General features: G+C 61.1%; 21 protein-coding genes. 11 read left to right on the top strand and 10 right to left on the bottom strand.

What is annotated here, in order from left to right; all coding sequences use genetic code 11:
• Window positions 1-218 precede the first annotated feature (218 nt).
• From vioE to ilvA, 7 genes are all read right to left on the bottom strand, one after another.
• Window positions 219-794, bottom strand: coding sequence for a violacein biosynthesis enzyme VioE (gene vioE, locus NKT35_RS22650; RefSeq protein WP_254297532.1), 576 nt, complete (start codon window positions 792-794; stop codon window positions 219-221).
• A gap of 12 nt (window positions 795-806) precedes the next feature.
• Window positions 807-1928 (bottom strand): flavin-dependent violacein biosynthesis monooxygenase VioD, encoded by a 1122-nt coding sequence (gene vioD / locus NKT35_RS22655; protein WP_254297533.1) that lies wholly within the window; start codon window positions 1926-1928, stop codon window positions 807-809.
• Window positions 1928-3217 carry an NADP-dependent violacein biosynthesis oxygenase VioC gene (gene vioC, locus NKT35_RS22660; protein WP_254297534.1) on the bottom strand — a complete coding sequence of 430 codons (1290 nt, stop codon included), beginning with the start codon at window positions 3215-3217 and terminating at the stop codon, window positions 1928-1930. Before vioC ends, vioD begins: the two co-directional genes overlap by 1 nt.
• A 13-nt stretch (window positions 3218-3230) precedes the next feature.
• The gene (vioB, locus tag NKT35_RS22665) at window positions 3231-6224 is read right to left on the bottom strand and encodes an iminophenyl-pyruvate dimer synthase VioB (protein WP_254297535.1); all 2994 of its coding nucleotides are present in this window, start codon (window positions 6222-6224) and stop codon (window positions 3231-3233) included.
• A gap of 37 nt (window positions 6225-6261) precedes the next feature.
• Window positions 6262-7578, bottom strand: a complete 1317-nt coding sequence (locus NKT35_RS22670) for a flavin monoamine oxidase family protein (RefSeq protein WP_371926408.1) — start codon at window positions 7576-7578, stop codon at window positions 6262-6264.
• Window positions 7579-7959: 381 nt separating this feature from the next.
• Complete coding sequence (locus NKT35_RS22675; protein ID WP_254297537.1) at window positions 7960-8613, bottom strand: HAD family hydrolase; 654 nt, start codon at window positions 8611-8613, stop codon at window positions 7960-7962.
• A 42-nt stretch (window positions 8614-8655) separates the two neighbouring features.
• Entirely contained in the window at window positions 8656-10185 is a 1530-nt protein-coding gene (gene ilvA, locus NKT35_RS22680) for a threonine ammonia-lyase, biosynthetic (protein WP_254297538.1), read from the bottom strand.
• Window positions 10186-10391: 206 nt separating this feature from the next.
• Here ilvA and NKT35_RS22685 point away from each other — a divergent pair, with 206 nt between their 5' ends.
• The 11 genes from NKT35_RS22685 to NKT35_RS22735 all read left to right on the top strand — a co-directional run bounded on the left by NKT35_RS22685 (window position 10392) and on the right by NKT35_RS22735 (window position 22455).
• Window positions 10392-11537 (top strand): D-alanyl-D-alanine carboxypeptidase family protein, encoded by a 1146-nt coding sequence (locus NKT35_RS22685; protein ID WP_254297539.1) that lies wholly within the window; start codon window positions 10392-10394, stop codon window positions 11535-11537.
• Between the two features lie 82 nt (window positions 11538-11619).
• Window positions 11620-11889 carry a YbeD family protein gene (locus tag NKT35_RS22690; RefSeq protein WP_254297540.1) on the top strand — a complete coding sequence of 90 codons (270 nt, stop codon included), beginning with the start codon at window positions 11620-11622 and terminating at the stop codon, window positions 11887-11889.
• 19 nt (window positions 11890-11908) lie between these two features.
• Complete coding sequence (lipB, locus tag NKT35_RS22695) at window positions 11909-12532, top strand: lipoyl(octanoyl) transferase LipB (RefSeq protein ID WP_254297541.1); 624 nt, start codon at window positions 11909-11911, stop codon at window positions 12530-12532.
• Window positions 12529-13476 carry a lipoyl synthase gene (gene lipA, locus NKT35_RS22700; RefSeq protein WP_254297542.1) on the top strand — a complete coding sequence of 316 codons (948 nt, stop codon included), beginning with the start codon at window positions 12529-12531 and terminating at the stop codon, window positions 13474-13476. The genes lipB and lipA overlap by 4 nt, the downstream gene beginning before the upstream one ends.
• A gap of 116 nt (window positions 13477-13592) precedes the next feature.
• A complete protein-coding gene (locus NKT35_RS22705; RefSeq protein WP_254297543.1) occupies window positions 13593-14057 on the top strand; it encodes an HXXEE domain-containing protein in 465 nt (154 codons plus the stop codon).
• Window positions 14050-14370: a hypothetical protein gene (locus tag NKT35_RS22710; RefSeq protein WP_254297544.1), complete on the top strand. Its 321-nt coding sequence runs from the start codon at window positions 14050-14052 to the stop codon at window positions 14368-14370. The genes NKT35_RS22705 and NKT35_RS22710 overlap by 8 nt, the downstream gene beginning before the upstream one ends.
• A gap of 274 nt (window positions 14371-14644) precedes the next feature.
• Window positions 14645-15022: a hypothetical protein gene (locus NKT35_RS22715; protein WP_254297545.1), complete on the top strand. Its 378-nt coding sequence runs from the start codon at window positions 14645-14647 to the stop codon at window positions 15020-15022.
• 250 nt (window positions 15023-15272) lie between these two features.
• Entirely contained in the window at window positions 15273-15614 is a 342-nt protein-coding gene (locus NKT35_RS22720; RefSeq protein ID WP_254297546.1) for a hypothetical protein, read from the top strand.
• A 224-nt stretch (window positions 15615-15838) separates the two neighbouring features.
• Window positions 15839-18577: a magnesium-translocating P-type ATPase gene (mgtA, locus tag NKT35_RS22725; RefSeq protein ID WP_254297547.1), complete on the top strand. Its 2739-nt coding sequence runs from the start codon at window positions 15839-15841 to the stop codon at window positions 18575-18577.
• A 315-nt stretch (window positions 18578-18892) separates the two neighbouring features.
• Window positions 18893-20803 carry a thiamine pyrophosphate-binding protein gene (locus tag NKT35_RS22730; RefSeq protein WP_254297548.1) on the top strand — a complete coding sequence of 637 codons (1911 nt, stop codon included), beginning with the start codon at window positions 18893-18895 and terminating at the stop codon, window positions 20801-20803.
• Window positions 20804-20835: 32 nt separating this feature from the next.
• Window positions 20836-22455, top strand: coding sequence for a flavin monoamine oxidase family protein (locus NKT35_RS22735; RefSeq protein ID WP_254297549.1), 1620 nt, complete (start codon window positions 20836-20838; stop codon window positions 22453-22455).
• Window positions 22456-22558: 103 nt separating this feature from the next.
• Here NKT35_RS22735 and NKT35_RS22740 read toward each other — a convergent pair whose 3' ends face one another.
• From NKT35_RS22740 to NKT35_RS22750, 3 genes are all read right to left on the bottom strand, one after another.
• On the bottom strand, window positions 22559-22936 hold the full coding sequence (locus NKT35_RS22740; RefSeq protein ID WP_254297550.1) for a response regulator: 378 nt from the start codon (window positions 22934-22936) through the stop codon (window positions 22559-22561).
• A complete protein-coding gene (locus tag NKT35_RS22745) occupies window positions 22908-24623 on the bottom strand; it encodes a sensor histidine kinase (protein WP_254297551.1) in 1716 nt (571 codons plus the stop codon). Before NKT35_RS22745 ends, NKT35_RS22740 begins: the two co-directional genes overlap by 29 nt.
• Window positions 24624-24740: 117 nt before the next feature.
• On the bottom strand, window positions 24741-25346 hold the full coding sequence (locus NKT35_RS22750; RefSeq protein ID WP_254297552.1) for an LbetaH domain-containing protein: 606 nt from the start codon (window positions 25344-25346) through the stop codon (window positions 24741-24743).
• Window positions 25347-25432 lie beyond the last annotated feature (86 nt).

A 25432-nucleotide genomic window follows, 5' to 3' on the forward strand; every position in this document is an offset into this window, starting at 1 on the left:
ACTATCGGACAGCCTTCGCGCTTTCGAAAGGTGCTTAACAAGGTCAAATGGCCTATTCACATTTGTGAATGAAATGCCTCGCCGCATTCTGGCCGCTCCAGACCGTCCGCCATGAAAAACGCGCCACGGCCATATCCGGCCGCGGCGCGCTCCATCCGACGCAAAACAGGTTTTCCAGCGGGCTTCGCGCGGTTGCCCGAATCCGCCAGGCCCCATCTTCATCCGCCCAACTGGAACACCTCCTCGCCGATCGGGCCCGTTTGCAGATTGGGGAAGTCGCGCACCGACACGCGCCCCCGCTCGCTCTCGGTCACCATGCGCAGCAAACGGTCGGTGCCGGCCTGGAAATACAGGGTAATCGGCCCCTTGCCCGGCCGCGCGCATCGCCAGCCTTCGGCCTCCACGCCCAACACCACGGCAGGCTCGACGGCCTCAGTCTCATGGCGCGTCAACAAGTCCCTGGGCAGAAACAGCTCGGCGAACGGGCCCAGCTCGTCGTCCAGCAACGCGTCGTGCAGGCGCACGCCATCCGCTTCGCGCTCCCTGGCGTAAGCCACTTTGCGCTTGAATGTGCGGCCGCGGGCGGCATCGCCGATTTCCGACATCCACAGCCGATAGCCGGTCTTTTCCTCCGACCAGGGGTTGAACAGGCCGTCTATTCGGCAGATGTTGCGCCCGTAATCGAACCAGCAAAAACCGGAGGTGAGCTGGTCATCCTCCTGCATAGGCGACCAATAGGACACATAAGCGCCGCTCCAGCGCTCCGGCAGCAGCGGCGGCTCCTGATTGCGCATGGCGGGGCCCTCTCAGCGTTCCAGGGCGTAGCGCAAATCGCGCGCCAGCGCCTCTGGCATGGAGGGCAGCGACTTGCGGCGGGCGTCGAAGCTCTGGGCGAATTCCTGGCTGCTCAGGTGCATGCGCTCATCCACGGTTTCGAACCACTGCCGGCTGTTGTTGGCGTGGGCGCGGAACAGCTCCACCAGCGGCATGGCGCGGGCGTCGAAGCTGGCCAGCGCGGCCCCTACGTTCGCCTCCGAACACAGCGCCTTGACCAGCAACTGCGCCACCACCACCGCCATGGTGGTGCCGTGGCCGATGGAGAAGTGGCCGGACTGCAGCGCGTCGCCGATCAGCGCCAGCTTGCCGTGATAGGTCTTGTCGTGGCTCAGCGTCATGAAGTTGCGCCACCCCAGGCCCGGCTGTCCCTCCAGACGGTGGCCGTCCAGCTCGTGGCGGAACACTTCGGCGATGTAGTCGGCCGATTGCCGCTCGCTCATTTCGTCCAGACGGGCGCGGCGGTAGGTTTCCTCGCTGCACTCCACCACGAAGGTGCTCATCTCGTCCGAATACTTGTAGGCGTGGGCGACGAAAATGTCTTTGCCGTGGGTGCGGAATACCAGGTTCATCTGGTTGAAGCGCTGGCTGGTGCCGTACCAGATGTATTTATTGCTGCCGTATTCCACTTGCGGCGCCAGCGCCTCTTCAAAATAGGATACCTTGTGGTTCACGCCGTTGGACAGCACGATCAGGTCGTAATCGGCCACCGGCAGCTCCTCGCCGGTCAGCAGCGGCGATTCGTAGCGGATGTCTATGCCTTGCGACACGCACTTGGCGCGCAGGGCCTGCACCAGGCCGCGCCGCTCAACGCCGCACAGCAGCACCCCGGTGCTCATCAGGAACGGTTCGTTGTGGTGGACCAGTTTGAACTCTTCCAGGAACTGCGGGCGCAGCTTCTCCGGCGCATCCAGATAAGACAGCGGGTTGGCCGGATGCTGGCCCGGTTTGCCCGGCAGCACCACCCCCCAGCCAGTCACTTCTTCGCGGTCGTTTTTCTCGACGATGTCGATATGCCATTGTGGTTTCGCTTGCTTGAGCTGGCTGGAAAACACCAAGCCGGCCGGACCGGCGCCGATTACCAGGACTTTCATCAGTTGACCCTTCCTATCTTGTACCAGACGTTTTGCTTTCTCTGGATGGTTTGCAGCCGGTCATACGGCTCCGAGGTGAAGTACAGCTTTTCCGCCATATCCGGCGGATAGAATTCCGGGAAGCGGCGGTGCATGTAGCGGGTGTAGCGCGCCCGCATGAAGAAAATGGGATTGGAGCAGCTGAGCACGTCGTAATTGGCGCGCGCCATGTCCTGCATCGCATCGGCCTGCACCTTGCGCTCCGCGGTGAAGGCCGCGAAGGCCTTCTCCTGATCGCCCTTGAACCGATCCAGCATGCCCACCAGAGTTTGGGCGTCTTCCAGCGCCATATTCATGCCTTGCCCCAGGAAGGGCGCGGTGGCGTGGGCCGAATCGCCCAGCAACGCCACATTGCCCTTGTAGTGGAAAGCGCTGCAGCGGACATTGATCAGATCGTTGCTCGGTTTCTCCAGGAACTGGCGCAGCATTTCCGCCCGCACGCTCTCGGACAAGGCGCCGAAATAGCGGGCGAAGAAGCCGCGCATGACGGCCTCATCCTGCGTGCTCAAACTGATTTCGCCGCTGTAAGGCAGGCAGACGGCGATGCTGACGCTGCCATCCGGAATGGTGGCGGCGCGGCCGGCGAACAAGCCCTTGGAATCCATGCCGAAAAAGTAGAGCAGATCCTTGCGGTAGCCCAAGGCGGCCGCGTCCGGCAGCACCAGCGTCTTGTAGCCGTGGCGGAAGAAGCTTTGTTCGAAGAAAAAGCGCCGGGTGCCGCTTTGCATCGCCTGGCGCACCGCCGAGTGCGCGCCGTCCGCGCCGATGATGAAGTCGCCATGCAAGCGCTTGAGTTCGCCGTCGGCGGACTGCGCCAGCACCGACTTGCCCTCCAGATCCACCTCCAGGCATTTATGTTCGAAGTGGTAACGCACGCCCGCCAGCAGCGCGTATTTATTCAGCAGTTGCTGAAACGCCGCGCGGTTGAGCGACAAGGGGCGGAAATCCTCCAGCGGCTTCAACTCGCGCACCCGGTACTTGCCGCCGACGGAAAAGGCCATGCCGACGATGGGCTCGCCGCACAAGTCCAGCTCCTCCCGCGGAATGCCGGCGGCCAATACCGCCTTGATGCCCCGCACCGTCATGCTGACGCCTATCGCCCGCGAGCTCACCAAGTCCACGTAATGGGACAGATCCCGCAGCGGGTCGCCGCGCTTTTCCACCACATGGACTTCGTAGCCGCGCTTGGCCAGATAGATGGCGGTCAGCCCGCCCGCGAGCCCGCCTCCGACTATGATCGCCTTTTGCATGTTTACGCCTCTCTCACGCTTCTCTTGTTAGTTTTCCGCTTGCCAGATCCAGCAGATGCTTGTGATAAAAGTGCAGCAGCTCCCGCGGCGCGGCCGGCAACGTCGTTTCCGCCAGGCCATCCGCTTCCTTGGCCAGGGCCTGGCAGCGCTTGGCCAGCGCGGCGCAGCCCAGGCTGTAGTCCTCATAGCTTCTGGGCCGCGCCGCGCCAGGCAAGGGCGGCCCGGCAGTGCGCCCCGCCTCTCCCGACGGCATGTTCATCAAGGCGCAGGACACAGGCCTCAGCAATCCGGTCATCAAATCGATGGCGCCGTTCATCAAGCGGGAGCGCCGCAGACTGGCCAAAGGCTTGACAGCGAAATGCTGCGCCATCATCGCCGCCATCAACTCGTAAACGCCCAGATACAGCCGCATCAAGGCCCTGGCCTCGCCGTCCTCTACCCGGCTGAGGCCTGCGCCGGCTTCCAAAGCCGGGTTTTTCAGCGCGGGCAGTCCCGGCTCGAAAGGCTGGGGCTGCGCCGCCAAACGGGAAGACAAATCGCGCAGGCGCTGGAAGTGAGAATGCGGGTAATGCGGAGAATCCAGCGAGCCGCCCTCGCCCTGATCGGTGACGAAGGCGATGCCGAACAGCGCGCTGTCGCGATCGGACACCTCCAGCTGATAGGCGGGGTGGGCGCGATTGACCAGTTCGCTGAGGAAAAGATGATGCTCGCCGCCCAGCTTGCCCGCCGCGTCCTCGAACAGCTCCGGCAACGTCTGCAGCGCCTGGCGGATGCCGGCATAGAAATCGGCGATATTGCGGCCGGGAGAAGGCAGAAAGCCCGGCCACTCCAGCCGGATGAAGCGCGACAGCGCCGCCTCGGAAAACGGCTCGCAGGCAAACTCGGTGTCCAGCCCGAAGGCCAGCCGGGCCTCCTCTCCCATCCGCGCCACGCCGGGGCGGAAAGGTTCGCCCAAGGCCATCAGCACATTGTTCACCACCAGATAGTGGATCATCTCCTCATGGGCGATTTCCAGCAGCGCCGCGCGGATGCCGCCGTCGCGCCGCCTATCACCGCTGCCGCAAGCCAGGGCCAGCTGCTCCGGCGTCCATTCGCCCGCCTCCGCCCGCTGCTCGCCTTGCGCGAAATTGGGGATGGAATAGGCGGCATAGAGGTACTGCAACATTACCGACAGCTCCAGATCCACCGCCGTTTCCAAGGCGGCGATCAAACCGGCCTTGTCGGCGATGGCCCGCGGCTCGGCCTGCCGGGTTTGCAAACGCTTGGCCCCGCCCTCCACATGCTCCAGATACTTGAGAAACAGCCTGGCCTTGGGCGCGGACAGCTCGCGCGTGCTGGGCATGTAGTAGCTCTTGTCGCGGTTTTGCGGATCGCACATCTGCCACATCAGCCGCGCATAGGTTTCGCACTTGCAGCGGTCGGCCAGGCTGAACACCTTGTCCGACATGAAGGGGTAGATCAGCTCGTAATACATCATCACGTGGCGGTACAGGAAAGCGTAATCCACCTGCTCCGCCGTGGCCGCGTCCAATGCCCAATCGTCCGGCAGCACCCTGAAACGCAGGCATTCCATCCCGTCATCCAGCTCGATCCGGCCCGGCCCCGGCGTTTTGCCGGCAATCAGCCACTCGATGTCGCCGTCGCGCGTCCGCGCCTCGATGCCGACCAAGCCCTGGCCCCGCAGCCGGTGAGACAAGGATGGCCTGGGCCGCCGTTCGCCCCGATAAAAGCTGCGAATCGACACCCGCCGCGGAAAACTCAGCCCTTGCCGGCGGTCTGGCGCTTCCAAGTACAGATTGTCGGCATCGGTCTGGCTGACCCATTCCTGCTCGCGCCATTGCGCCAAGGCGCCGACCAGTTTCAGCGCCCCCTCAGGGCGGGCGAGCAGCGGCCGATCGAAAATGCCCTGGTTGCCGGCATAATCCAGATACAGGGTTTGCGGTATCCGGGCGACCAGCTTGCCGTTCTCATCCTGCAGCTCCAGATCACCCAGCGGCAGCTTGCCGCCCAGGGCATGTCCCGGCGCGTCCGGCATGGGGGCCGGGCTTCGCGTGGCGAACGGCAGGGCCGCCGCCATATTGAACGACACCCGGCCCTCGCCCACCCGCAAAGCGAGCGGCCCCAAACCCTTGCCCTGCGGCCGCAATACTCTCCCAGCCGGATAGCTGGCCAGCTCGTCGCGCCGCCACAGGCCGATCGCGCCTGACAACTGATGGAACACCGCCGAATTTGGCTGCGGCGGCGTGGACATATTGAACAGCACGTATTGCACCGTCAGGCCGAGCACATCCTCATCCGCCAGCGCGGCCTGCAAGCGCGCCAAAGCCGACGAACGCGCCGCATCGGCGTGAAACAGGAAGTGCGGCTCGTTTTTGCCGATGGAGAACTGGAACAAGCGCGCCAGTCCTATTTCATCGTCCAGGAAATGGCCGCCGCGCTCGTGGATGTGCCCCTCGGTAGTCCAACGCGCCGCGTGCGGGCGCTCGATGTCGGCGGTGAACAACAGCGGCGTTTCGGCGCTCGCTCCGGCCGGGCTGATGGCGAACTGACCGGCGTAGATGGACACCGCGTCGCGCTGTTCGGGATCGCAATCCACCCAGCGCGCCCGGTTGAAAGTGGTGCGCAGGTATTCATTGTAATGGCCCCACAGGGCCAGCCGGGCGCCGACCAGCGGATCGGACGCATCCCTGCCGCCGTCGGCCAGCTCCACTGCCGAAACCGTCACCCCTTCCCAGGAAAAGTGGTTGTTGCCGCCGGCGTTGTAACCCATGGCCGAGCTGAACGGCCCATCCGGATTCGGCTTGCCATCCAGCCCATAACGCACCCCCTGCGCATGCAGCGCCTGCTGGAAGGCCTCCGGAGGAAACGAGGGATCGACCGGCGCGCCGTTCAGCGAAACGGTATTGCTGGCCATGTCGATGGCGCCATGACTGTTGCGATTGGCGGTTGGCGCGTTGACGCGCGCCCAGCCGCCGAAATGCACGCGGGGAAAATCCAGAACACTCATGCCGCAGCCTCCCATCCCGCCATCATCGATATCTTTCTCATGCGCACAGACAGGATTCGATTTGTTCCAGCAGCAAGGCGCTGCCGGCGCGGGCGCTGATCAAGGCGCCCTCCATCCAGCCGCAATGCTCGGTGAAAGCGTCGGAACAGGCGATGATGGCGCTCTCCGGGTGTTGAATGGCCGGCGCATGGCCCGCGCCGGCGTCCCGGCAAAACTCCACGCCATGCGGCCAATATTGCTGCACATGGCTGGCCGGCAAGGGCACCGCCTCCAGCGGCAAGTCCAAAGCCTGGGCCAGGCAACTGCGGACATGCTCCAGATACCATGCCTCGCCGTCCGACAGGGTGACGCGCCAGTAATCGGCCGCCGCGCTGTCGGTGTAGAAAAAGACGTGGCGATCGCCCTTGAAATAAATTTTCCGCAACGGGTTATCGACAATGCGCACCTGGTCGCGCAGACCCAAGGCATCCCACCAGGGCTGCTCGTAAACCAGAAAGGCCTTGAATAAGGGCAAGGAGCCATAGCGCGTCTCGCCCCACGCTGCGGGAAAATCCACGCCGGCTTTTGACAAGGCGGAAGGCGGCATCGCCAATACAAGAAAGCGGCAACGCAATATATGCTTCTCGCCGCTCTCATCCAGCAAAACCAGCTCATGCCTGCCGGCGCCGCCGCGCGTCTCGATCAAGCGCAAGCCCAAATGGAATTGAACGCCTTGGGCCTGGGCATATTGCTGCAGGCTGTCGGTCAAATCATTAAACCCATCCGCGGCGGAAAACCATGGATGCTCATCCTGACCGGCGATATTCTGGACCTCCGGATGCTTGCCGATAATATCGTATGCCATTTCTGCAGAAATGATAGGCAGAAACAAGGCATCGTAGCCCAAAGAGCGGATCAAATCGAAAGCGCGCCCTTCCCCATGAAAGCGGGCGACAAAATCCATGAAGGGCATATGACCAAAAGCCGCCAGATTGCCTTCCATTTCACGCAACAAAATTCTCATATCCTGCTGCGCGGCGTTTTCAACGTTGATTTTGGTGAAAGGGAAAGTCACGCTGCGAATGCCGTGCTGCTGCAAAGCCTGGTGAAAGTTTGGGTGCCAATGAGGCGAATAGCGGCCAGCGCCCAGTTCTACCACGCTGCCGCAATCCAGGCTGCGCGAGCGGACCCTTCCCCCGGTGGCCGGCCTGGCATCGACAACGCTGATCGTCAACTCCCGACACAATGGAGATTCAAGCAGATGATTCACGCAGCTCAAGCCGCTCATGCCTGCCCCTACAATGCAAATATCTGCTTCCAATGCACCCACTCCCTTGCCTGACGAGCTAATACATTCAAGTTTGCGACCGCCCATGACGGCGCAGAATGCAATTAACGCAGCCTTGATTTGAACATGGAAAATACAGACGACAACTTACCAACTAAGAATGCAACGACAAAAAACAGTTTCAAACACCACTACACATGCTGGACAACGCTAATTTAAACAAGAGGAAATTTCAAAATTATTGCCTGCCAAAATTAAATAACTGTCCAATATGTCAGATCAAACTGTGCCAATTCATCTAAAACAAACGATTAAATTAACATTCATATAAAAATAATCATTAAAAAGACAATACTGCATCAGCGTCCTTGAAATGCGCTTGTCATTCAAATGTATTTCAGACAATAAAAAACGCGAAGCTTTTCAGCTTCGCGTTGCATTTCCTGACTGGCAATATTGCCTTGAGGACTATTGATCCAGATGTTTCAGCAAGTCCAAAGGATGATCGATATCGATATCGGCGCCCCACTCCTGCGGCCTGTCTTCTGCGGCGATATAGCCCCAATTCGCCAACACCGTCTTCATGCCGACAATGCGCCCGGCCTGGATGTCGCGCTCGGCATCGCCCACATAAACGCAATGCTCCGGCGCGATGCCGATCAGCCCGGCCGCATACAGCATGGGCTTGGGATCGGGCTTAGGCACCCCGACCGTATCCCCGCTCACCGTCACCGCCGGCGGGATGACGAAAGGCAGCCACGGCACCAGCCGGTCGGTAAAGCGCATAGACTTGTTGGTGATGATGCCCCAGGCCAGGCCGCGCCGATCCAGCTCGGCGATCAGCTCATTGACGCCATCGAACAAGGTGGTTTCGCCGGTGAAGCTGGCGTCGTAATGATCCATGAAGCGCACCCGCAACGCCTCGGCGCGCTCAGCGTCCAAGCCCTCTCCAAAACCCAGCCTCACCAATGCGCGCGCGCCGTGGCTGGCCATGGGGCGAACCGCCTCATAAGGCTGCGGCGGCATGCCCTCCTCCGCCAGCAGTCGGTTCAGCGCCGCGCCCAGGTCGCGCGCGGTGTCGGCCAGAGTGCCGTCCAGGTCGAATAACACGGCTTTGATCATCTTGCTCACTTCACAGAATCGCGATAATCCGCCATTGCACCATCAACGGATGGTCTTGCCAAGGAATAGCCGGTAGGCCGGGTTATGAGTTTCCTCGACACAGGGGTAGCCCAAGGTGTCCAAAAACTGCTGGAAGGCTTGCACGTCGTTGGCGGGCACCTGGATGCCCACCAACACCCGGCCATAGTCCGCGCCATGGTTGCGGTAATGGAACAGGCTGATGTTCCAGTCGGTGCGCATCGCTTCCAGAAAGCGCATCAGCGCGCCCGGACGGTCGGGGAATTCAAAGCGCAGCACCCGCTCGTCCTTCAGTTGCGGCGCGTGGCCGCCCACCAGATGGCGGATGTGCAGCTTGGCCAGTTCGTTATCGGTCAGGTCGATGCCATCCAGCTCCTCGGAGCGCAAATCGCCCAATAGTTTTTCCACATCGTCCTTGCCGGCGATCTGCACCCCGACGAAAACATGCGCCACGCTGGGGTCGGCGAAACGATAGTTGAATTCGGTGATGTTGCGGCCGCCTATCACCGAACAGAAGCGCTTGAAGCTGCCCGGCTTCTCGGGAATGGTGACGGCGATGATGGCCTCGCGCCGCTCCCCCAGCTCAGAGCGTTCCGACACATGGCGCAGCCGGTCGAAGTTCATATTGGCGCCGCAGGCGATGGCCACCAGCGTCTTGTCCCTACAGCCCTCGCGCTCGACATAGGCTTTGGCGCCGGCCACCGCCAGCGCGCCGGCGGGCTCGACGATAGAGCGGGTGTCCTCGAAAATGTCCTTGATCGCCGCGCAGATGGCGTCGGAATCGACCAGGATGATCTCATCAAGCAGTTCGCGGCAGATGCGGAAGGTTTCCTCGCCCACCAGTTTCACCGCCACGCCGTCGGCGAACAGGCCCACGTCCTTGAGCTCGACGCGCTCGCCCTTTTCTATCGACTGGCGCATGGCGTCGGAATCCACCGGCTGCACGCCGATCACTTTCACCTCCGGCTTCAGCCGCTTGATGAAGCTGGCCACGCCGGCGGCCAGGCCGCCGCCGCCGATGGCGACGAACACCGCGTCCAGATCGTCCGGGTGCTGGCGCAGGATCTCCATGCCCACCGTGCCCTGGCCGGCGATCACGTCCGGGTCGTCGAAGGGCGGAATATAGGTGCGGCCGCTTTCCTCTGCCAATTTCACCGCGTGCTGATAGGCTTCGTTGAAGGAGTCGCCAGACAACACCACCTGGCCGCCGCGCTGCTTGACCGCGTCAATCTTGATCTGCGGCGTGGTGATCGGCATCACGATTACCGCCTCGCAGCCCAGCTTGCTGGCCGACAAGGCCACGCCCTGAGCGTGGTTGCCGGCGCTGGCGGTGATCACGCCGCGCGCGCGCTGCTCGGCCGTCAGCTTGGCCATTTTGTTGTATGCGCCGCGCAGCTTGAACGAGAACACCGGCTGCAGATCCTCGCGCTTGAGCAAAATGCGATTACCATAGCGGCGCGACAGATTAGGCGCCAGGTCCAGCGGCGTTTCCACCGCCACGTCGTAAACCCGCGAGGTGAGGATGCGTTCCAGATAGTCTTGCTTATTGCTCATGGCGCTGCTTTCGTCCCTGTAGTTTCTTATCTTTGAACTGTCAGACTAACAGGAACTCCAAAGCGGCGGGAAGCCTGGGCGACGTTCTTTTTTTGCATTGCAGCAACAAGCGTGTCGGACAGGTTTTTTCCGGCCTCCCTGGTAGCCTGAGCGTGTATAATCTTCGGCTACTGTTTGTGTCACCCCATGCAAGCCCACGCCAGAACATGAAAAAACTCACCTCTGCCCTGGTAGCCGCCGCGCTGGCGCTGCCCTCTTTCGCCTTCGCCAATGCCGCCTTCACGCCGCCGGCCCCGGACATCGCCGGCAAAGCTTATTATCTGTTGGATTACAACAGCGAGCAGGTGCTGGCGCAGCGCGATCCCGACAACCGCATCGAGCCGGCCTCGCTGACCAAGCTGATGACCGCCTACCTCACCTTCAAGGCGCTGAAGGAAAAGCGCCTGACGCTGGAGCAGACGCTGACGGTATCGCAGCGCGGCTGGAAAACCGAAGGCTCGCGCATGTTCCTGGACCCGAAAGTCCCGGCCAAGGTGGATGACCTGATCAAGGGCATGATTGTCCAGTCCGGCAACGACGCCTGCGTGACGCTGGCTGAAGCCATCGCCGGCAGCGAAGACGTGTTCGCCCAGATGATGACCCAGCAAGCGCAAAAGCTGGGCATGAAAAACACCACTTTCAAGAACGCCACCGGCCTGCCCAATCCCGAGCACCTGACCACGGTGCACGACCTGGCCATTCTGGCCTCGGCGCTGATTCACGACTTCCCCGAGTTCTACCCGATCTACTCGATGAAGTCCTTCACCTACAACAATATCCAGCAGCCCAACCGCAACCTGCTGCTCTACCGCGACCCGAATGTGGATGGCATGAAAACCGGCTACACCGACAACGCCGGCTACAATATGGTGACCTCCAGCCACCGCGACGGCCGCCGCGTGATTTCCGTCGTCGTCGGCACCGCCAGCCCCGAGGCGCGCGCGGTGGAAAGCTCCAAGCTGCTGAACTACGGCTTGCAATTCTTCGATACGCCCAAACTATATGCGGCGAACACCCGCGTTTCCGATGTCGCCGTCTACAAGGGCAGCGAGAAGAAAGTGGAAGTGGGCTTCGGCCATGACGTGTTCGCCACCGTGGCCAAGGGCCAGGCCTCCAAGCTGAAGGCCGACCTGACCACCATGCAGCCCTTGATCGCGCCGATCAAGGCCGGCCAGGTGGTGGGCAAGCTGGTGGTTTCTCTCGATGGGAAGCCATTGCTGGAGCGTCCGGTGGTAGCATTGAAGGCCGTCGAGGAAGGCAACTTCTTCAGCCGTTTGTGGGATAGCCTGAAACTGCTGCTCGGCTGGAAGTAATTCGCAGTAGAATCATGTAGTAAGCAGCGCCGCGGCCTGACCGCGGCCTGTTTGTTTTGCAATTGCGTTTGAGTAGATGAAAATGTCCGACGAAAAACAGGAATTGATGGAATTCCCCTGCCGCTTCCCGCTCAAGATCATGGGCGAGCGTCATGACGAATTTGTCGCCACCATGACCGAAGTGGTCCGCATCCACGCGCCCGATCTCGCCGAGATCGACGTGGTGCTGCGCGAAAGCACCGGCGGCCGCTTTTACGCGCTGACCATCACCGTCACCGCCACCTCGCGCCAGCAGCTGGACAGCATCTACCTGTCGCTGACCGGCCACCCGATGGTCAAGATGGTTCTCTAAGACAAAGCCGGGAGTTCAGGTGCCACGCATCGTCAAACAACTGGGCCGAGTGGATTACGAACCCACTTGGCGCGCCATGCAGGCCTTCACCGATCAGCGCCAGCCGGACACGGCGGATGAGCTGTGGGTGGTGGAGCATCCGCCCGTCTATACCCAGGGCCTGGCCGGCAAGCCGGAACACCTGCTGGAGCAACATGACATCCCGGTGGTGCAGACCGACCGCGGCGGCCAGATCACCTACCACGGTCCCGGCCAGCTGGTGGTGTATCTGCTGATCGATTTCAAGCGCATGCATATCGGCGTGCGCGAGCTGGTGCGCCACATCGAGCAGGCCGTCATCGACATGCTGGCCGAGCAAGGCATCGCCGCCAACGGCGACGTGGACGCCCCCGGCGTGTACGTGGACGGCGCCAAGATCTGCTCGCTGGGCCTGCGCATCAAGAACGGCGCGGTCTACCACGGCCTGAGCCTGAACGTGGACATGGACCTGACGCCGTTTAGCTGGATCAACCCTTGCGGCTACGCCAACCTCAAGGTGACCCACATGAAGAATCTGGGCGTGAACCTCACGGTAGCCGCAGCGGCCGACAAGCTGCTGCCGCACCTGGAACGCCACCTGAGCATAAGCAAGGAGACCGCATGAAGCCGGACAACCAGGCTGGGGTGAAGCACAAGGGCGAAGCCAAGACCGCCCGCATCCCGATCAAGATCGTGCCGCTGGATGAAAAGCTGAAAAAGCCGGAATGGATCCGCGCCAAGCTGCCCAACGGCCAACGCTTCCACGAAATCAAACAGATCCTGCGCGAGCAAAAGCTGCACACGGTCTGTGAAGAGGCCACCTGCCCGAACATCGGCGAATGCTTCAGCAAGGGCACGGCCACCTTCATGATCATGGGCGATATCTGCACCCGCCGCTGCCCCTTCTGCGACGTGGGACACGGCCGCCCCAATCCGCTGGACGAAAACGAGCCCAAGCATCTGGCCGAAAGCGTCGCCGCGATGAAGCTGAAGTACGTGGTGGTCACCTCGGTGGACCGCGACGACCTGCGCGACGGCGGCGCCCAGCACTTCGCCGACTGCATCAACGCCGTGCGCGAAATGTCGCCCAACACCCAGATCGAAACGCTGGTGCCGGACTTCCGCGGCCGCCTGGACATCGCCGTCGACATCCTCAGCCAGACCCCCCCGGACGTGATGAACCACAATCTGGAAACCGTGCCGCGCCTGTACAAGCAAGCCCGCCCCGGCGCGGATTACGCGCACTCGCTGCAGCTGTTGAAGGACTACAAGGCCAAGAATCCGGACGTCCGCACCAAATCCGGCCTGATGGTGGGCCTGGGCGAGACCGACGAGGAAATCCTGGAAGTGATGCGCGATCTGCGCGCCCACAATGTGGACATGCTGACCATAGGCCAGTACCTGCAACCGTCCAACGGCCACCTGCCGGTGCTGCGCTACGTGCATCCTGACGTGTTCAAGATGTTCGAGGAAAAAGCCTACGAAATGGGCTTCGTCCACGCCGCGGTCGGCGCCATGGTGCGCTCCAGCTACCATGCCGATGTGCAAGCGCATGAGGCGGGCGTGTAAGACGCCTTCCGCCGCAAGCAAGCGCTGCTGAAGAAATGGGGAGTCCGCGGACTCCCCATTGTTTTATACTGCCTCATCCCCTTCCCTCATGCGCCTATGCACTGGGATGCCATCCCATGACGCTCACTCACTGGGCCTGGCTATTCACTTTGGCCGCGCTGCTCCACAATCTGGAAGAAGCGTTATGGCTGCCCGCCTGGTCGCGCCGGCAGCGCCGTTATCCGCAGCTGGACGCGCGCGCCTTCGCCATAGCCAGCGGCCTCGTCTCGCTGTTCTTCATCGCAAGCTCGCTTGGGCTTGCGCTGCAGATGGGGCTGGCCTTGGCGATGGCTGTCAATGCCCTTGCCCATTGCGCCGTCACGCTGCTGCAACGCGCCTACATGCCCGGCGCGGCCAGCGGTTTGCTGCTGATTTTCCCCTTTGCCGGCGGCCTGCTGGCAAAAGGATGGCGAGATGGCGCGCTGCAATCCGCCTGGCCAACGGCCCTCATCATCGCCGCCGCCTCGCTCGCCTTGATTCCTTTTCTTTTGCGCGCAGGCGAAATTGCGGGAAAATGCCTTTTCCGCATTTCAAATGAATAAGATCCTGCCGCCTTTCATTTCCTTGGCGGAATTCCCACAGCTTTACAATATAAAAAGAGATTTATTTGATAAAAGGCCGAAATCGGTTTATAGTCGCAGTGTCATTAATTTTGCAAAGGGCTACCGTGGACAACGACGGTTCCAGTCGATCTTCGATCAACTAGCCTTGCAGGATTACAGCAGAACGAACTCCCTTCCTCTGCCGCATCCTGCAAAGCCAGGATGTGGTGTCAAAGCCGGCCAGCTCCGGCCCGCTTCAACAACCCAAACATGCCGTTCTCCATCATCGCGCGCCATGCGTCTTGATGCTTGATCGACAGGGTTGCAGCTACACCCCCATCGACAGATTTACAGACAGATTGTTTACGCAAGCTATTGTTTCGCCTCGGAGGTTCCATGCCAGAAGAGCCAGAACCGCGAACGCCTGCGAGCTTTTCCGGCTAAATCCCGCAATCTGACGGGAATAACCGGAACCGCCTGCGCGCATATTCGCAATGATTCGATATCGCATTGCGCCCGATACGGTTTTATTTAAATCCGGAAGGGCCGGTTATTACCTGTAGTATTCGTAATGGGGGATTAAAAACATGCAAACCCTGAAACTGTTCCAGCTGCTGAAATATTTCAACCGCCATCAAGAACGCGACACCGCGGAATTCCGTTTATTTATCGTCTGCGATAAAGCAGTCATCACAACGCTGCGCAAACGCCTGTTCTGGGAAATGCACGAGCTGGGCCTGCGCGCCTCGCAAGTCACCATTGGACCGGACGCATCGGAACAACAGTGCAAACTGTCCGTCATCATGTCCTGCCCGCTGTCGCAGCGTCCGCAACTGGATGACATGGCCCTGCGCCTGAGCCAGCTGCCGGAAATCCATCGCGTGCACTGGGGCCGCCGCTTGTCGTCCGTTCGTCCGGCCCATCGCCTGGGCGCGTTTGCCCAAGCCCGCGCCAAAGCCGCCTGATCCCACCCTTTCCGCCATTTCGCGCGGCCGGCGATGCCCATGCCGGCCTGACGCGTCCAGACAGGAGTTTCGCGATGCCAGAAGAGCCCGAGCCGAATCCCGTTCCCAGCCCGCGCCATTAAGGCATCGTCCCTCCGCATCCCGCTCCCGGACATGCCTTGAAGGCATGAATCCGTTCCCGCCCGCCGCATCCCACGCGACGGAGCGATCAAGCGTGCGCGCTGCAAACAGCGCGCCGCAGGAGCCTGACATGCAAAATCTGTTCGTTCGTCCGCGCCAACAGCAAATCTATCAGCTGTCCATCATTTGCCCATCGATGTCGCTCGGCCACGCCCGCCGCGAGATACGCGGCCTGATCCAGAAAAACGGCCTGCGCATCCAGCAATGGCTGGAGCAACCGCAAGCCGTCGCCACCGGTTCCAGCCCGGCGCTGTCGCCGTGGCTGATCAGCGCCGACTTCCGCTGCAGCTCCGAAACCTGCATGCACTTGCTGCAAGGCATCGCTGTCAGATTAGGCTCCATGCCGCTGACCCGCATCAAACTGGACTGCCTGTCCGCCTTCGCTAACGACCATCGCGCGCGGGCCATCTAAGCGATGCCGGCCGAACCCAAACGTTCGGCCGCCCTCTTTTCACCTGGAGAAGTCATGCCATAAGAAACGCCATTTCTGAATGAGATGCCACCCGCTGGGGCGTTCGCCGAGAGCACCCCAACGGGCGGCAATGTTCTCTCGAAACCTTCGAGCTGACACATTGTCGGCGCTGATGCCTCACGGCAGGACTGGTCACGTCCGTCGTCAGCGCCAGGAGATTCGCCATGACCAAACGCACCCAATCGCTCAAACAAAGCCAGGGCTTCATCGCCGCGCCCGGCAAACAACAAAATCCATATCGACTCGCCCAAGAGGCGCTGCTGTCGCCAGAGGAGACGTTTCAACGCCTGCGCAGCCAGCCCGACGGGCTGACCGTCGCCGAGGCCGCCCATAGACTGCAGCAGTTCGGTCCCAACGAAGTGGCGCACGACAAGCCGCCCCACCCGCTGATCCAATTCCTGCAAGCCTTCAAAAACCCCTTCGTGATGGTGCTGATCATCCTGGCCGCCATCAGCTATGTGATGGACGTGGCCATGGCGCCGGCTGACGATCAGGACTGGACCAAGGTCATCATCCTGTCCGCCATGATAGGCATCAGCGGCGCGCTGCGTTTCTGGCAGGAATACCGCTCCGCCAAGGCGGCGGAGAAGCTGAAATCGCTGGTGCGCAATACCGCCACCGCGCAGCGCCGCCCCTCGCAGCAAGCCGCGCCGGTCAAGCTGGAAGTGCCGATGACCGAGCTGGTGGTGGGCGACATCGTCCATCTGCAAGCCGGCGACATGATTCCGGCCGACATCCGCCTATTGGAATCGCGCGACCTGTTCATCAGCCAGGCCGTGCTCACCGGCGAAGCGCTTCCGGTGGAAAAGTACGACACGCTGGGCTCGGTGGCCGCCAAATCGGCGGATGAGCAAGCCGACGGCGAAGCCGGCCTGCTGGATCTGTCCAATGCCTGCTTCATGGGCACCAATGTGGTGTCCGGCACCGCCCGCGCCGTGGTGGTGGCTACCGGCTCCGATACTTATTTCGGCTCGCTGGCGCGCAATGTGGTCAGCCACAAGCGCATCGAAACCAGCTTCGACAAGGGCGTCAACAGCGTGTCCTGGCTGCTGATACGCTTCATGCTGGTGATGGTGCCCATCGTGTTCATGATCAACGGCATCACCAAGGGCGACTGGATGTCCGCCCTCACCTTCGCGCTGGCGGTGGCCGTCGGCCTGACCCCGGAAATGCTGCCGATGATCGTGTCCGCCAACCTGGCCAAAGGCGCAGTGGCGATGGCGCGGCGCAAGGTGGTGGTGAAACGGCTGAATTCGGTGCAGAACTTCGGCGCCATGGACGTGCTGTGCACCGACAAGACCGGCACGCTGACCCAGGACAAAATCATCCTGGAGCATCATTACGATATCCATGGCGACAAGGACGAGTCGGTGCTGCAGCTGGCCTGGCTCAACAGCTTCCACCAGAGCGGCATGAAGAATCTGATGGACATCGCCATCGTCGAACATGCCGACGAACTGGGCGAGCACATCAAGCTGCGCCATTACGCCAAGGTCGACGAGCTGCCGTTCGATTTCGAACGCCGCCGCCTGTCGGTGATCGTGGAGGACGTCAACGGCCAACAGCTGATGGTGTCCAAAGGCGCGGTGGAGGAGATGCTGGCAGTCTCCAGCCATATTCAGCACGGCGGCGAAATCCACGCGCTGAACCCTGAGGCGCGCGCCGACATCCTGCGCCGCAGCGAGGAATACAACGCCGAAGGCTATCGCGTGCTGCTGGTGGCCACCCGCCATATCCCAATCGATGCCCGCAAAGCGGCTTATCAGACCGCCGACGAGCACGGCCTGGTGGTGCGCGGCTTCCTGACCTTCCTCGACCCGCCGAAAGACTCCGCCGCGCCGGCCATCAAGGCGCTGAACGAGTACGGCGTGGCGGTCAAGGTGCTGACCGGCGACAATCCCATCGTCACCGCCAAAGTCTGCCGCGACGTCGGCCTCAATCCGGGCAAACCGCTGCTTGGCCAGGAGATCGAGGCGATGGACGACGTGGCGCTATGCGCCGCCGTCAAGCACACCACCATCTTCGCCAAACTGACCCCGCTGCAGAAATCCCGCGTAGTGAAAGCGCTGCAAGCCAATGGCCACACCGTGGGCTTCCTCGGCGACGGCATCAACGACGCGCCGGCGCTGCGCGACGCCGACGTAGGCATCTCGGTGGATAGCGGCGCCGACATCGCCAAGGAAACCGCCGACATCATCCTGCTGGAAAAGAGCCTGCTGGTGCTGGAAGAAGGCGTGATCACCGGCCGCGAAACCTTCGGCAACATCCTCAAATACCTGAACATGACCGCCAGCTCCAATTTCGGCAATGTGTTCTCGGTGCTGGTGGCCTCGGCTTGGCTGCCCTGGGAGCCAATGCTGGCGATGCAGCTCTTGCTGCAGAACCTGATCTACGACCTGTCGCAGATGTTCCTGCCCTGGGACAAGATGGACCCGGAATTCCTGAAAAAACCGCGCAAATGGGAAGCCGGCAACATCAAGCGCTTCATGCTGTGGCTGGGGCCCACCTCCTCGGTGTTCGACATCACCACCTACATCCTGCTGTGGACGGTGTTCGGCGCCGGCGCGGCCTATCACCTGCATGGCGGCGACGGCGGCCAGCTGATCATGAACTCCGGCTGGTTCATGGAAGGCCTGATCTCGCAAACCCTGGTGGTGCACATGCTGCGCACCCGCAAGATTCCCTTCCTGCAAAGCACGGCCTCCTTGCCGGTGATGCTGTCCACCTCGATCGCCATCGCCATCGCCTGCTATCTGCCGTACTCGCCGCTGGCGGCCTCTCTGGGCTTCATCCAGTTGGACACCAGCTATTTCTGGTGGCTGCTGCTGACCATGGCCGGCTACCTGGCTCTGACCCAGACGGTGAAAACGATTTACATCAAGCGCTACGGGCAGTGGTTCTAAACCCCAAGCGTTAAATCTGGAAACGCCGCCCGCGTGCATCGTGAGGCGGCGTTTTTCATGCGATGGCTCCCTCCATCCGGATCCGCGACAAGCTGTCTTGCCAACCGCGCCACCGGCTACAACACCTGTCCTTTTAGACAGCTAGCAATGGTACTTAGCCCAATAACAGCTCATTGAAAATCAACAAGATAGATACCAAACAAGCCCCAATCGAGATACCCTCTCTTATATCTGACAAGAATATATTCATATCGCTCCCCCACCCGCTGCATTAACAAAAACGTATCGCTTCGCATTTTCACGCGGGAGGGCAGCATGAGCATCGATGAAACCGCCGGCCAAAAGCGCTGGGCGCGCGACTATGTTTTCGACATCCTTAGCCAATTGGGCATACACCGGATTTTCGGCGTGCCCGGCACCAATGAAATCCCCATCATCGATGGCACCTCCTACCCGGAAAACCGGGTGGAGTACATCGAGTGCCTGCATGAAAACATCGCCATCGGCGCGGCGATGGGCTCGGCTCGGATGACCGGCAAACCCGGCGTGCTGGTGGTGCACGTCACCCCAGGCATCGCCCACGCCATCGGCAATCTGTTCAACGCCTGGCGCTCGCAAGCGCCGCTGGTCATCTTGTGCTGCCAGCAGCAGAACGAACTGGTCACCCAGGAACCGTTGCTGGCCTCCAATCTGGTGGATCTGGCGCGCCAATACACCAAGTGGGCGCACGAAGTCCGCACCGAGCAAGAGTTCCCCATGGTGCTGCAACGCGCCTTCAAGGAAGCGATGGCGCCGCCGAACGGGCCGGTTTTCGTCGCCATTCCATGGGAATTCACCATGCGCCGCATCGGCGACGACGACCGCATCAAGGGCGTGACGCAGATTTCGCCGCATTTCACCGCCGACCGCCAGGCGATTGAGCAAGCCGCCAAGCTGCTGCGCGAAGCCAAGAATCCCCTCATCGTCACCGGCGATGCGGCCGGCTATGCCCAGGCCTGGCCGGAGCTGCAGAAAATGGCCGAGTTGATCGGCGCGCCGGTGCTGCAGCAAACCTTCAGCAGCGTGGCCAACTTCCCCAACAACGACTACCACTGGCAGGGCGAGTTGCCCGGCAGCCAGGCCGGCGTACAGCAGGTGTTCCAAAACCATGACGTCGCCTTCCTGTGCGGCTTCAGCAATCAGGCCCAGATCACCGTTTACAAGTACAGCGACGGCCCGCTGATCCCGCCGCATGTCACCCAGGTTTATCTGAGCAACAACACCTGGGACATCGGCAAGAACTACTACGGCGAGACGGCGCTGTTCGGCGACCTGAAAGCCACGCTGCCCTTGATCAATCAGTTGATAGGCGAACAGCCTTCCGAGGCCGCCAGCGAACGCAATCGCCTGCTGAAGAAATTCGCCGCGGAGCGTGCGCAAGACTGGAACATCTATCTGGACGAAGCCATGGGCCAGAAGGAAATCTGGGCCGTGGTGATCGCCGACGCGCTGCGCAAGGAAATCGCCGAACGCAAGCTGGAAAAGCAGTTCGTCTATGTGCATGAGGCGGTATCCGACCCCGCGCCCTTCCAGTATCTGCTGCCCTTCACCGACGAGGCGGCCAAACCCATCAGCTATTACTGTGTTGGCGGCGGTTCGCTGGGCTGGTCCATGCCGGCCACGCTGGGCATCAAGCTGGAGCAGGATGGCTATCAGGGCATAGACACGCGCTTCGTGGTGGCGGCCACCGGGGACGGCTCCTCGCTGTTCTATCCGCAAACCTGGTGGACCGCTCAACACCGCAAGCTGGGCGTGCTCTACATCATCACCAACAACCATGAATACCACACGTTGCAAATGGGGCTGACGCAAGTGGAAGCCATGTACGGCGACGCGCCGGGCTACGAGTGGACCGCCAAGACGCAAGATCCGGAATACCTGCGCATCCACCGCCCCAAGCCGGATTTCGTCACGCTAGCCAAGGCTTTTGGGGGCATGGAGGGCGAAATCGTCCGCCACCCCAAAGAAGTGGCCGACGCGGTGAGCCGCGGGATAGACCACGCCCTGAGCGGACACGCCTATGTGCTGGACATGCACACCATAGGCCTGGATCAGCCCACGCCCAGTCTGCAGCCCGATCCACGCTATGAAAAACAGCCCTTGCTGGATTGCTTCCATTTCCGCGCGCAAACCGGCCTGCGCGGAAACGGCCCGGGACAACCGGGCAATGTGCCGGTGATCTTCTAACTCTCGCCTTTTCATAAGGAGCAGACCGCATCATGGCTCAAGAACATTTCGACATCGCCATCGTCGGCGGCGGCGTGTCCGGCGTCTACAGCGCCTGGCGCCTGAAACAGACCCACCCGGGCAAGAAGATCGCCGTATTCGAGGCCAGCGACCATATCGGCGGACGCCTGCTGTCAGTCCGGCCGCCGGACATTCCGGACATGGTGGCCGAACTGGGCGGCATGCGCATCCTGCCGGCGGTGCAGCCGCTGGTCACCCAGCTGATTCACGAGCTGAACAAGGAGCTGCCGGACAGCGAGGAAATCCGTCTCTATGACTTCCCGGTGGACCAGCCGCAGAACATCGCCTTCCTGCGCGGCATCTATCTGCGCTTGGCCGACTTCACCCAGAATCCGGAACTAGTGCCCTATCAGCTGAACTTCATCGACCAGGGCCAAAGCGCCGGCGCGGTGATCGTCAACGCCATCGAGCAGATCGTGCCGGGCATCACCAACCCCAAGCTCACCGAAGCCGAGCGCCGCGAACTGGCGCAAAAGGCTGAATTCGGCGGCGTGCCCTTGTACAAGCAAGGCTTCTGGAATGTGCTGCTGCGGGTCATCACCGGCGAGGCCTATCAATACGCCGAGGATGTGGGCGGCTACGACTCCACGCTGTGCAATTGGAACGCAGCCGATGCCATTCCCTGGTATTTGTCCGACTTCGGCGTCAACCCGGAATACAAGGGCTTCAGCAACGGCTTCCAGCAAGTGCCGCTGGCGCTGGCGCAGCTGTTCGAGAAACTGGGCGGAGAAATCCGGCTGAAATCGGAGATTTCCCATCTCACCCAGCAGGGCGACGGCTTCGAATTCCGCGTCAATGGACAACAGGCGACCGCCGGACAGCTGATCCTGGCCATGCCGCGCCGCTCACTGGAGTTGCTGTCGGCCAGCAGCCCGCTGCTGCAGAACGAGAAGGTGCAGAAGCTGGTTTCCACCGTCACCGCCCGTCCGCTGTTCAAGTTGTTCACTACGTATGACAGCCCCTGGTGGCGCAACGCCGGCTGCAATATGACCGACAGCCAGGGGCAAACAGCCTATGTGCCCTTGCAAGCCGGCCGCTCCGTCACCGATTTGCCGGTCAGGCAGACCTATTACTGGCCCAAGAGCGACGGCAAGCCGGCCACCGCTGGGCACGCCATGCTGCTGGCCAGCTACGATGACGGCGACAACACCGGCTTCTGGGATGGACTGCGCGCCCGCCGACGCCAGCCGCGGGAGCGGGGTTGCGATGTGGCGCCGCTGGCCGACCCGTTCATCGGCGCGGATGACAATGTGCAGCGCAACGAGCTGACTTGGCACAAATACAAGGCGCCGCGGATGATGACCGAGGAAGTCACCCGCCAGTTGACTGTAATGCACAGCCTGTCTTTCACGCCCAAGGTCCGCAACGCAGCCTTCCGCGACTGGGGCGACGATCCCTTCGGCGGCGGCTGGAACAGCTGGAACATCGGCGTGAAGAGCTGGGAGGTCAAGCACGCCATTGTGCAGCCGACTGACATGCCTTTCTACATTTGCGGCGAGGCCTATTCTGACGCCCAGGGCTGGGTGGAGGGCGCGCTGCAGACTGCGGGCTATATGCTGGAACGGATGGGCATCGCGCCCTTCCCGGCCTAAGCCGCCTGCATGCAAAACGCGCCACGGACCTGTTCGCAGATCCCGGCGCGTTTTTTCCACGCGGCAAACCATGCCAATTATGGCTTGAACAGCCTATGCAGCCTCAGCCATCCACCGCTCTCGCCTCGCCTACCGTCTCTCTCAAACGATCAGCCGTGACCGGCTTGACGATGATGGCGTCAAAGCCCGACTTCATGATCTTTTCGCACTCATCGGCCAAAGCATGCGCGGTATAGGCCACTACCTTGAGGTGGCGCCATTGCGGATTGGCGCGAATCTTCTGACACACTTCCAGCCCGCTCATGCCCGGCATGCTGATATCCAGCAGCACGCAGTCGTAAGTCTGCCGCTCCAATAACTCCAACGCCTCCTGGCCGCTTTCCGCCTGGTCAACCCGCCAGCCCTGCTTGGCCAGAAACAAGGTCGCGACTCTGCGGTTGATGACGTTATCGTCAACCACTAACGCCGTCGACTGCTGCATAGGATTTCTCCACTTGCGTCAAAGGAAGGGTCACATGAAACGTGGTGCCCACATTTTCCATCGATTCGAAACTGATTTTGCCGCCTTGCAGCCGCACCAGATTGCGCACCAAGGCCAGCCCCAGCCCAGAACCGCCATGTTTGCGCGTCAGAAACTCAGCCCCTTGATGGAAGCGATCAAAAATGAAGGCCTGTTTATCCTCAGGAATGCCCGGCCCGCTGTCGGAAACCATCAGGCTCAGAACGCCGCCCCTCACTTCGGCCTCAACCGTTACCCAGCCGCGATCGGTGAACTTGATGGCATTCTGCACCAGATTATTGACAACCTGCACCAAGCGGGTTCGGTCCAACATATAACAATCCGACTCTCCCTCCGCCGAGCCTATCGATAGCGTCAGCTCCAGGCCCTTTTGCTCCGCCGTCGAACGGAAGGCTTCCACCGCCCCCTGCAATAACAGCGATAAGCGGGTTTCGGACAAATCCAGCGTCATCCTCCCCGCTTCGATCCGGGCCATATCCAAAACAGAATTGACCAGACTCAACAAGTGCTCGCTGCTGGAAAAAATCAGTCCAGCAGCCTCTTGCTCGTCCGGTTCGACCAGCACCTGACGCAAGTAATCGGCCCCGCCCAGAATGCCATTCAAGGGCGTGCGCAATTCATGCGATATATTCGCCAGGAATTCCGATTTCATCCTATTGGCCGACTCGGCCTGCACTTGGCTGCGCCGCAAGCGCAGCGCCAGGATCATCAACAGATAAGAGGAAACCGCAACCGCCAGCGACAACAACACCGCCCCGCCAAGATACATTTGCCGGCGATGATAGTAATCCGCCATCGCTTCTTTTTCCGACACGCCCATGATCACGGCCAAGGGGTAGCCCGGCACCGATCGGAAGCTGTAGAAACGGTCTATGCCATCCACCACGCTGTGATTGAAGTAATTCCCCTCATTGCGCCCCGGCCAATATTGAAACAGCTTGGCGTTGCGAATGGATACGCCGATGCCGCTGCCGTTGCCCGCGGAACGGGCTCGCACGATGCCGTCCTGCCCCACCAAGGTCACCACGCCATTCTTGCCGATATCGACATCGCTGTAAAAAGTGGTGAAATAGAATGGATCGACCGACACCACCACCACGCCGCCGAAGCTGCCATCCGGGCGATTGATGCGCCGAGTGAACTGCAGCGACCACTTGCCGGACACCTTGCCCAACACAGGCTTGCTGATGAACAGCTTGCCGCTGTCGGCATTCTTGTGAACCTTGAAGTGCTCCCGTTCGCTCAAGTCGATACGCTTAGTCGAGTGGATATTGGACATCACCAGCCAGCCATCCGGACCGATGATGGCCATCTGCACGAACATATCTCGCTGGATGATGCCATTTTGCACCAATTGGCCCAGATCCAGCTTGCTTCCCTCGGCTTCATACTCAAACTTGATGAAGCGCACCGTTTGGTCGATGGCATGCACGGTGCGGGAGACGTGTTCCTCGAAAGTCCTGACCAGATTGGCATTCTGTCGATACACTTCCTGCTCGGCGCGCATTTGCTCATTGCTGATTTGCAGCCAGGCCGTCAGCCAGATGCCTGCTATCAAAGCGCAGACAAATACGGGCAGCACCCAGAGCAGGTTGAGGCGATTCAACCAAGACTCTGGCAACCATGCTTCCGGACGCAGCAAACTCATAGGCGCTCCTGATCCAGGCAAGGACAAACGCCAAACGCCGCGCGCAAGCTAACTGGCGGCTATGGCTCAGATTTATTGATAGCCGATACGCCAATTAATTACATCATCCCTCTGGATTCAAGCGGCTTGCGGCGAGTCCTGATCCACCAAGCCCAAGCGCGGAATGATCGCGCCTTCACACAGCGCGGTTCCAGGCGACAACACCGCGTTGGCGCCGACCCGGACATGATCCCCCAGCAGCGCGCCCAGCTTTGTCACGCCGGGGTGAATGACTGGGCCGCCCAGATGCAGCCGTATTGTCTTGTCGTCCCGCTCATTCCAGTAATTAGCCAGAATCGCGCCCGCCTCCAGATTGACATCTGCGCCCAATACGGAATCGCCCACAAAATTGAAGTGCGCCAGCCGGCTGCCGGGTCCGATGATGGAGGTTTTGATCTCGCAGCCTGGCCCCACTGTCACGCCAGGGCAAAGCGCGACGCCGCCGCGCAGATAGGCATGCGCCGCCACCCGGCAATTCGGGCCTATCCACAGCGGCCCCTTGAGAACAACGCCAGGCTCGATGACCGCGCTGCGGTGGATCATGCTCTCCCCTGCGACAAGCCAGTCGGCCTCCGAAGCCAGCTCTCTTTGAGCCGCCAATGTGCTTGGCAACGAATTCAGCCACTGCCAGGGCGCTTGCGCGGCATCCAACCAGGGCATCGCTTCAAGAACGGATCGCAGCAAGTTTTGAAACTCCGACGCCATAGCCCTCTCTCCTACCCAATTCATACACTGGCATCTTGCCAGATCGGCCCCGCAAAACAAAACCG

The organism is Chromobacterium sp. IIBBL 290-4, assembly GCF_024207115.1.
Taxonomy (GTDB): Bacteria; Pseudomonadota; Gammaproteobacteria; order Burkholderiales; family Chromobacteriaceae; genus Chromobacterium.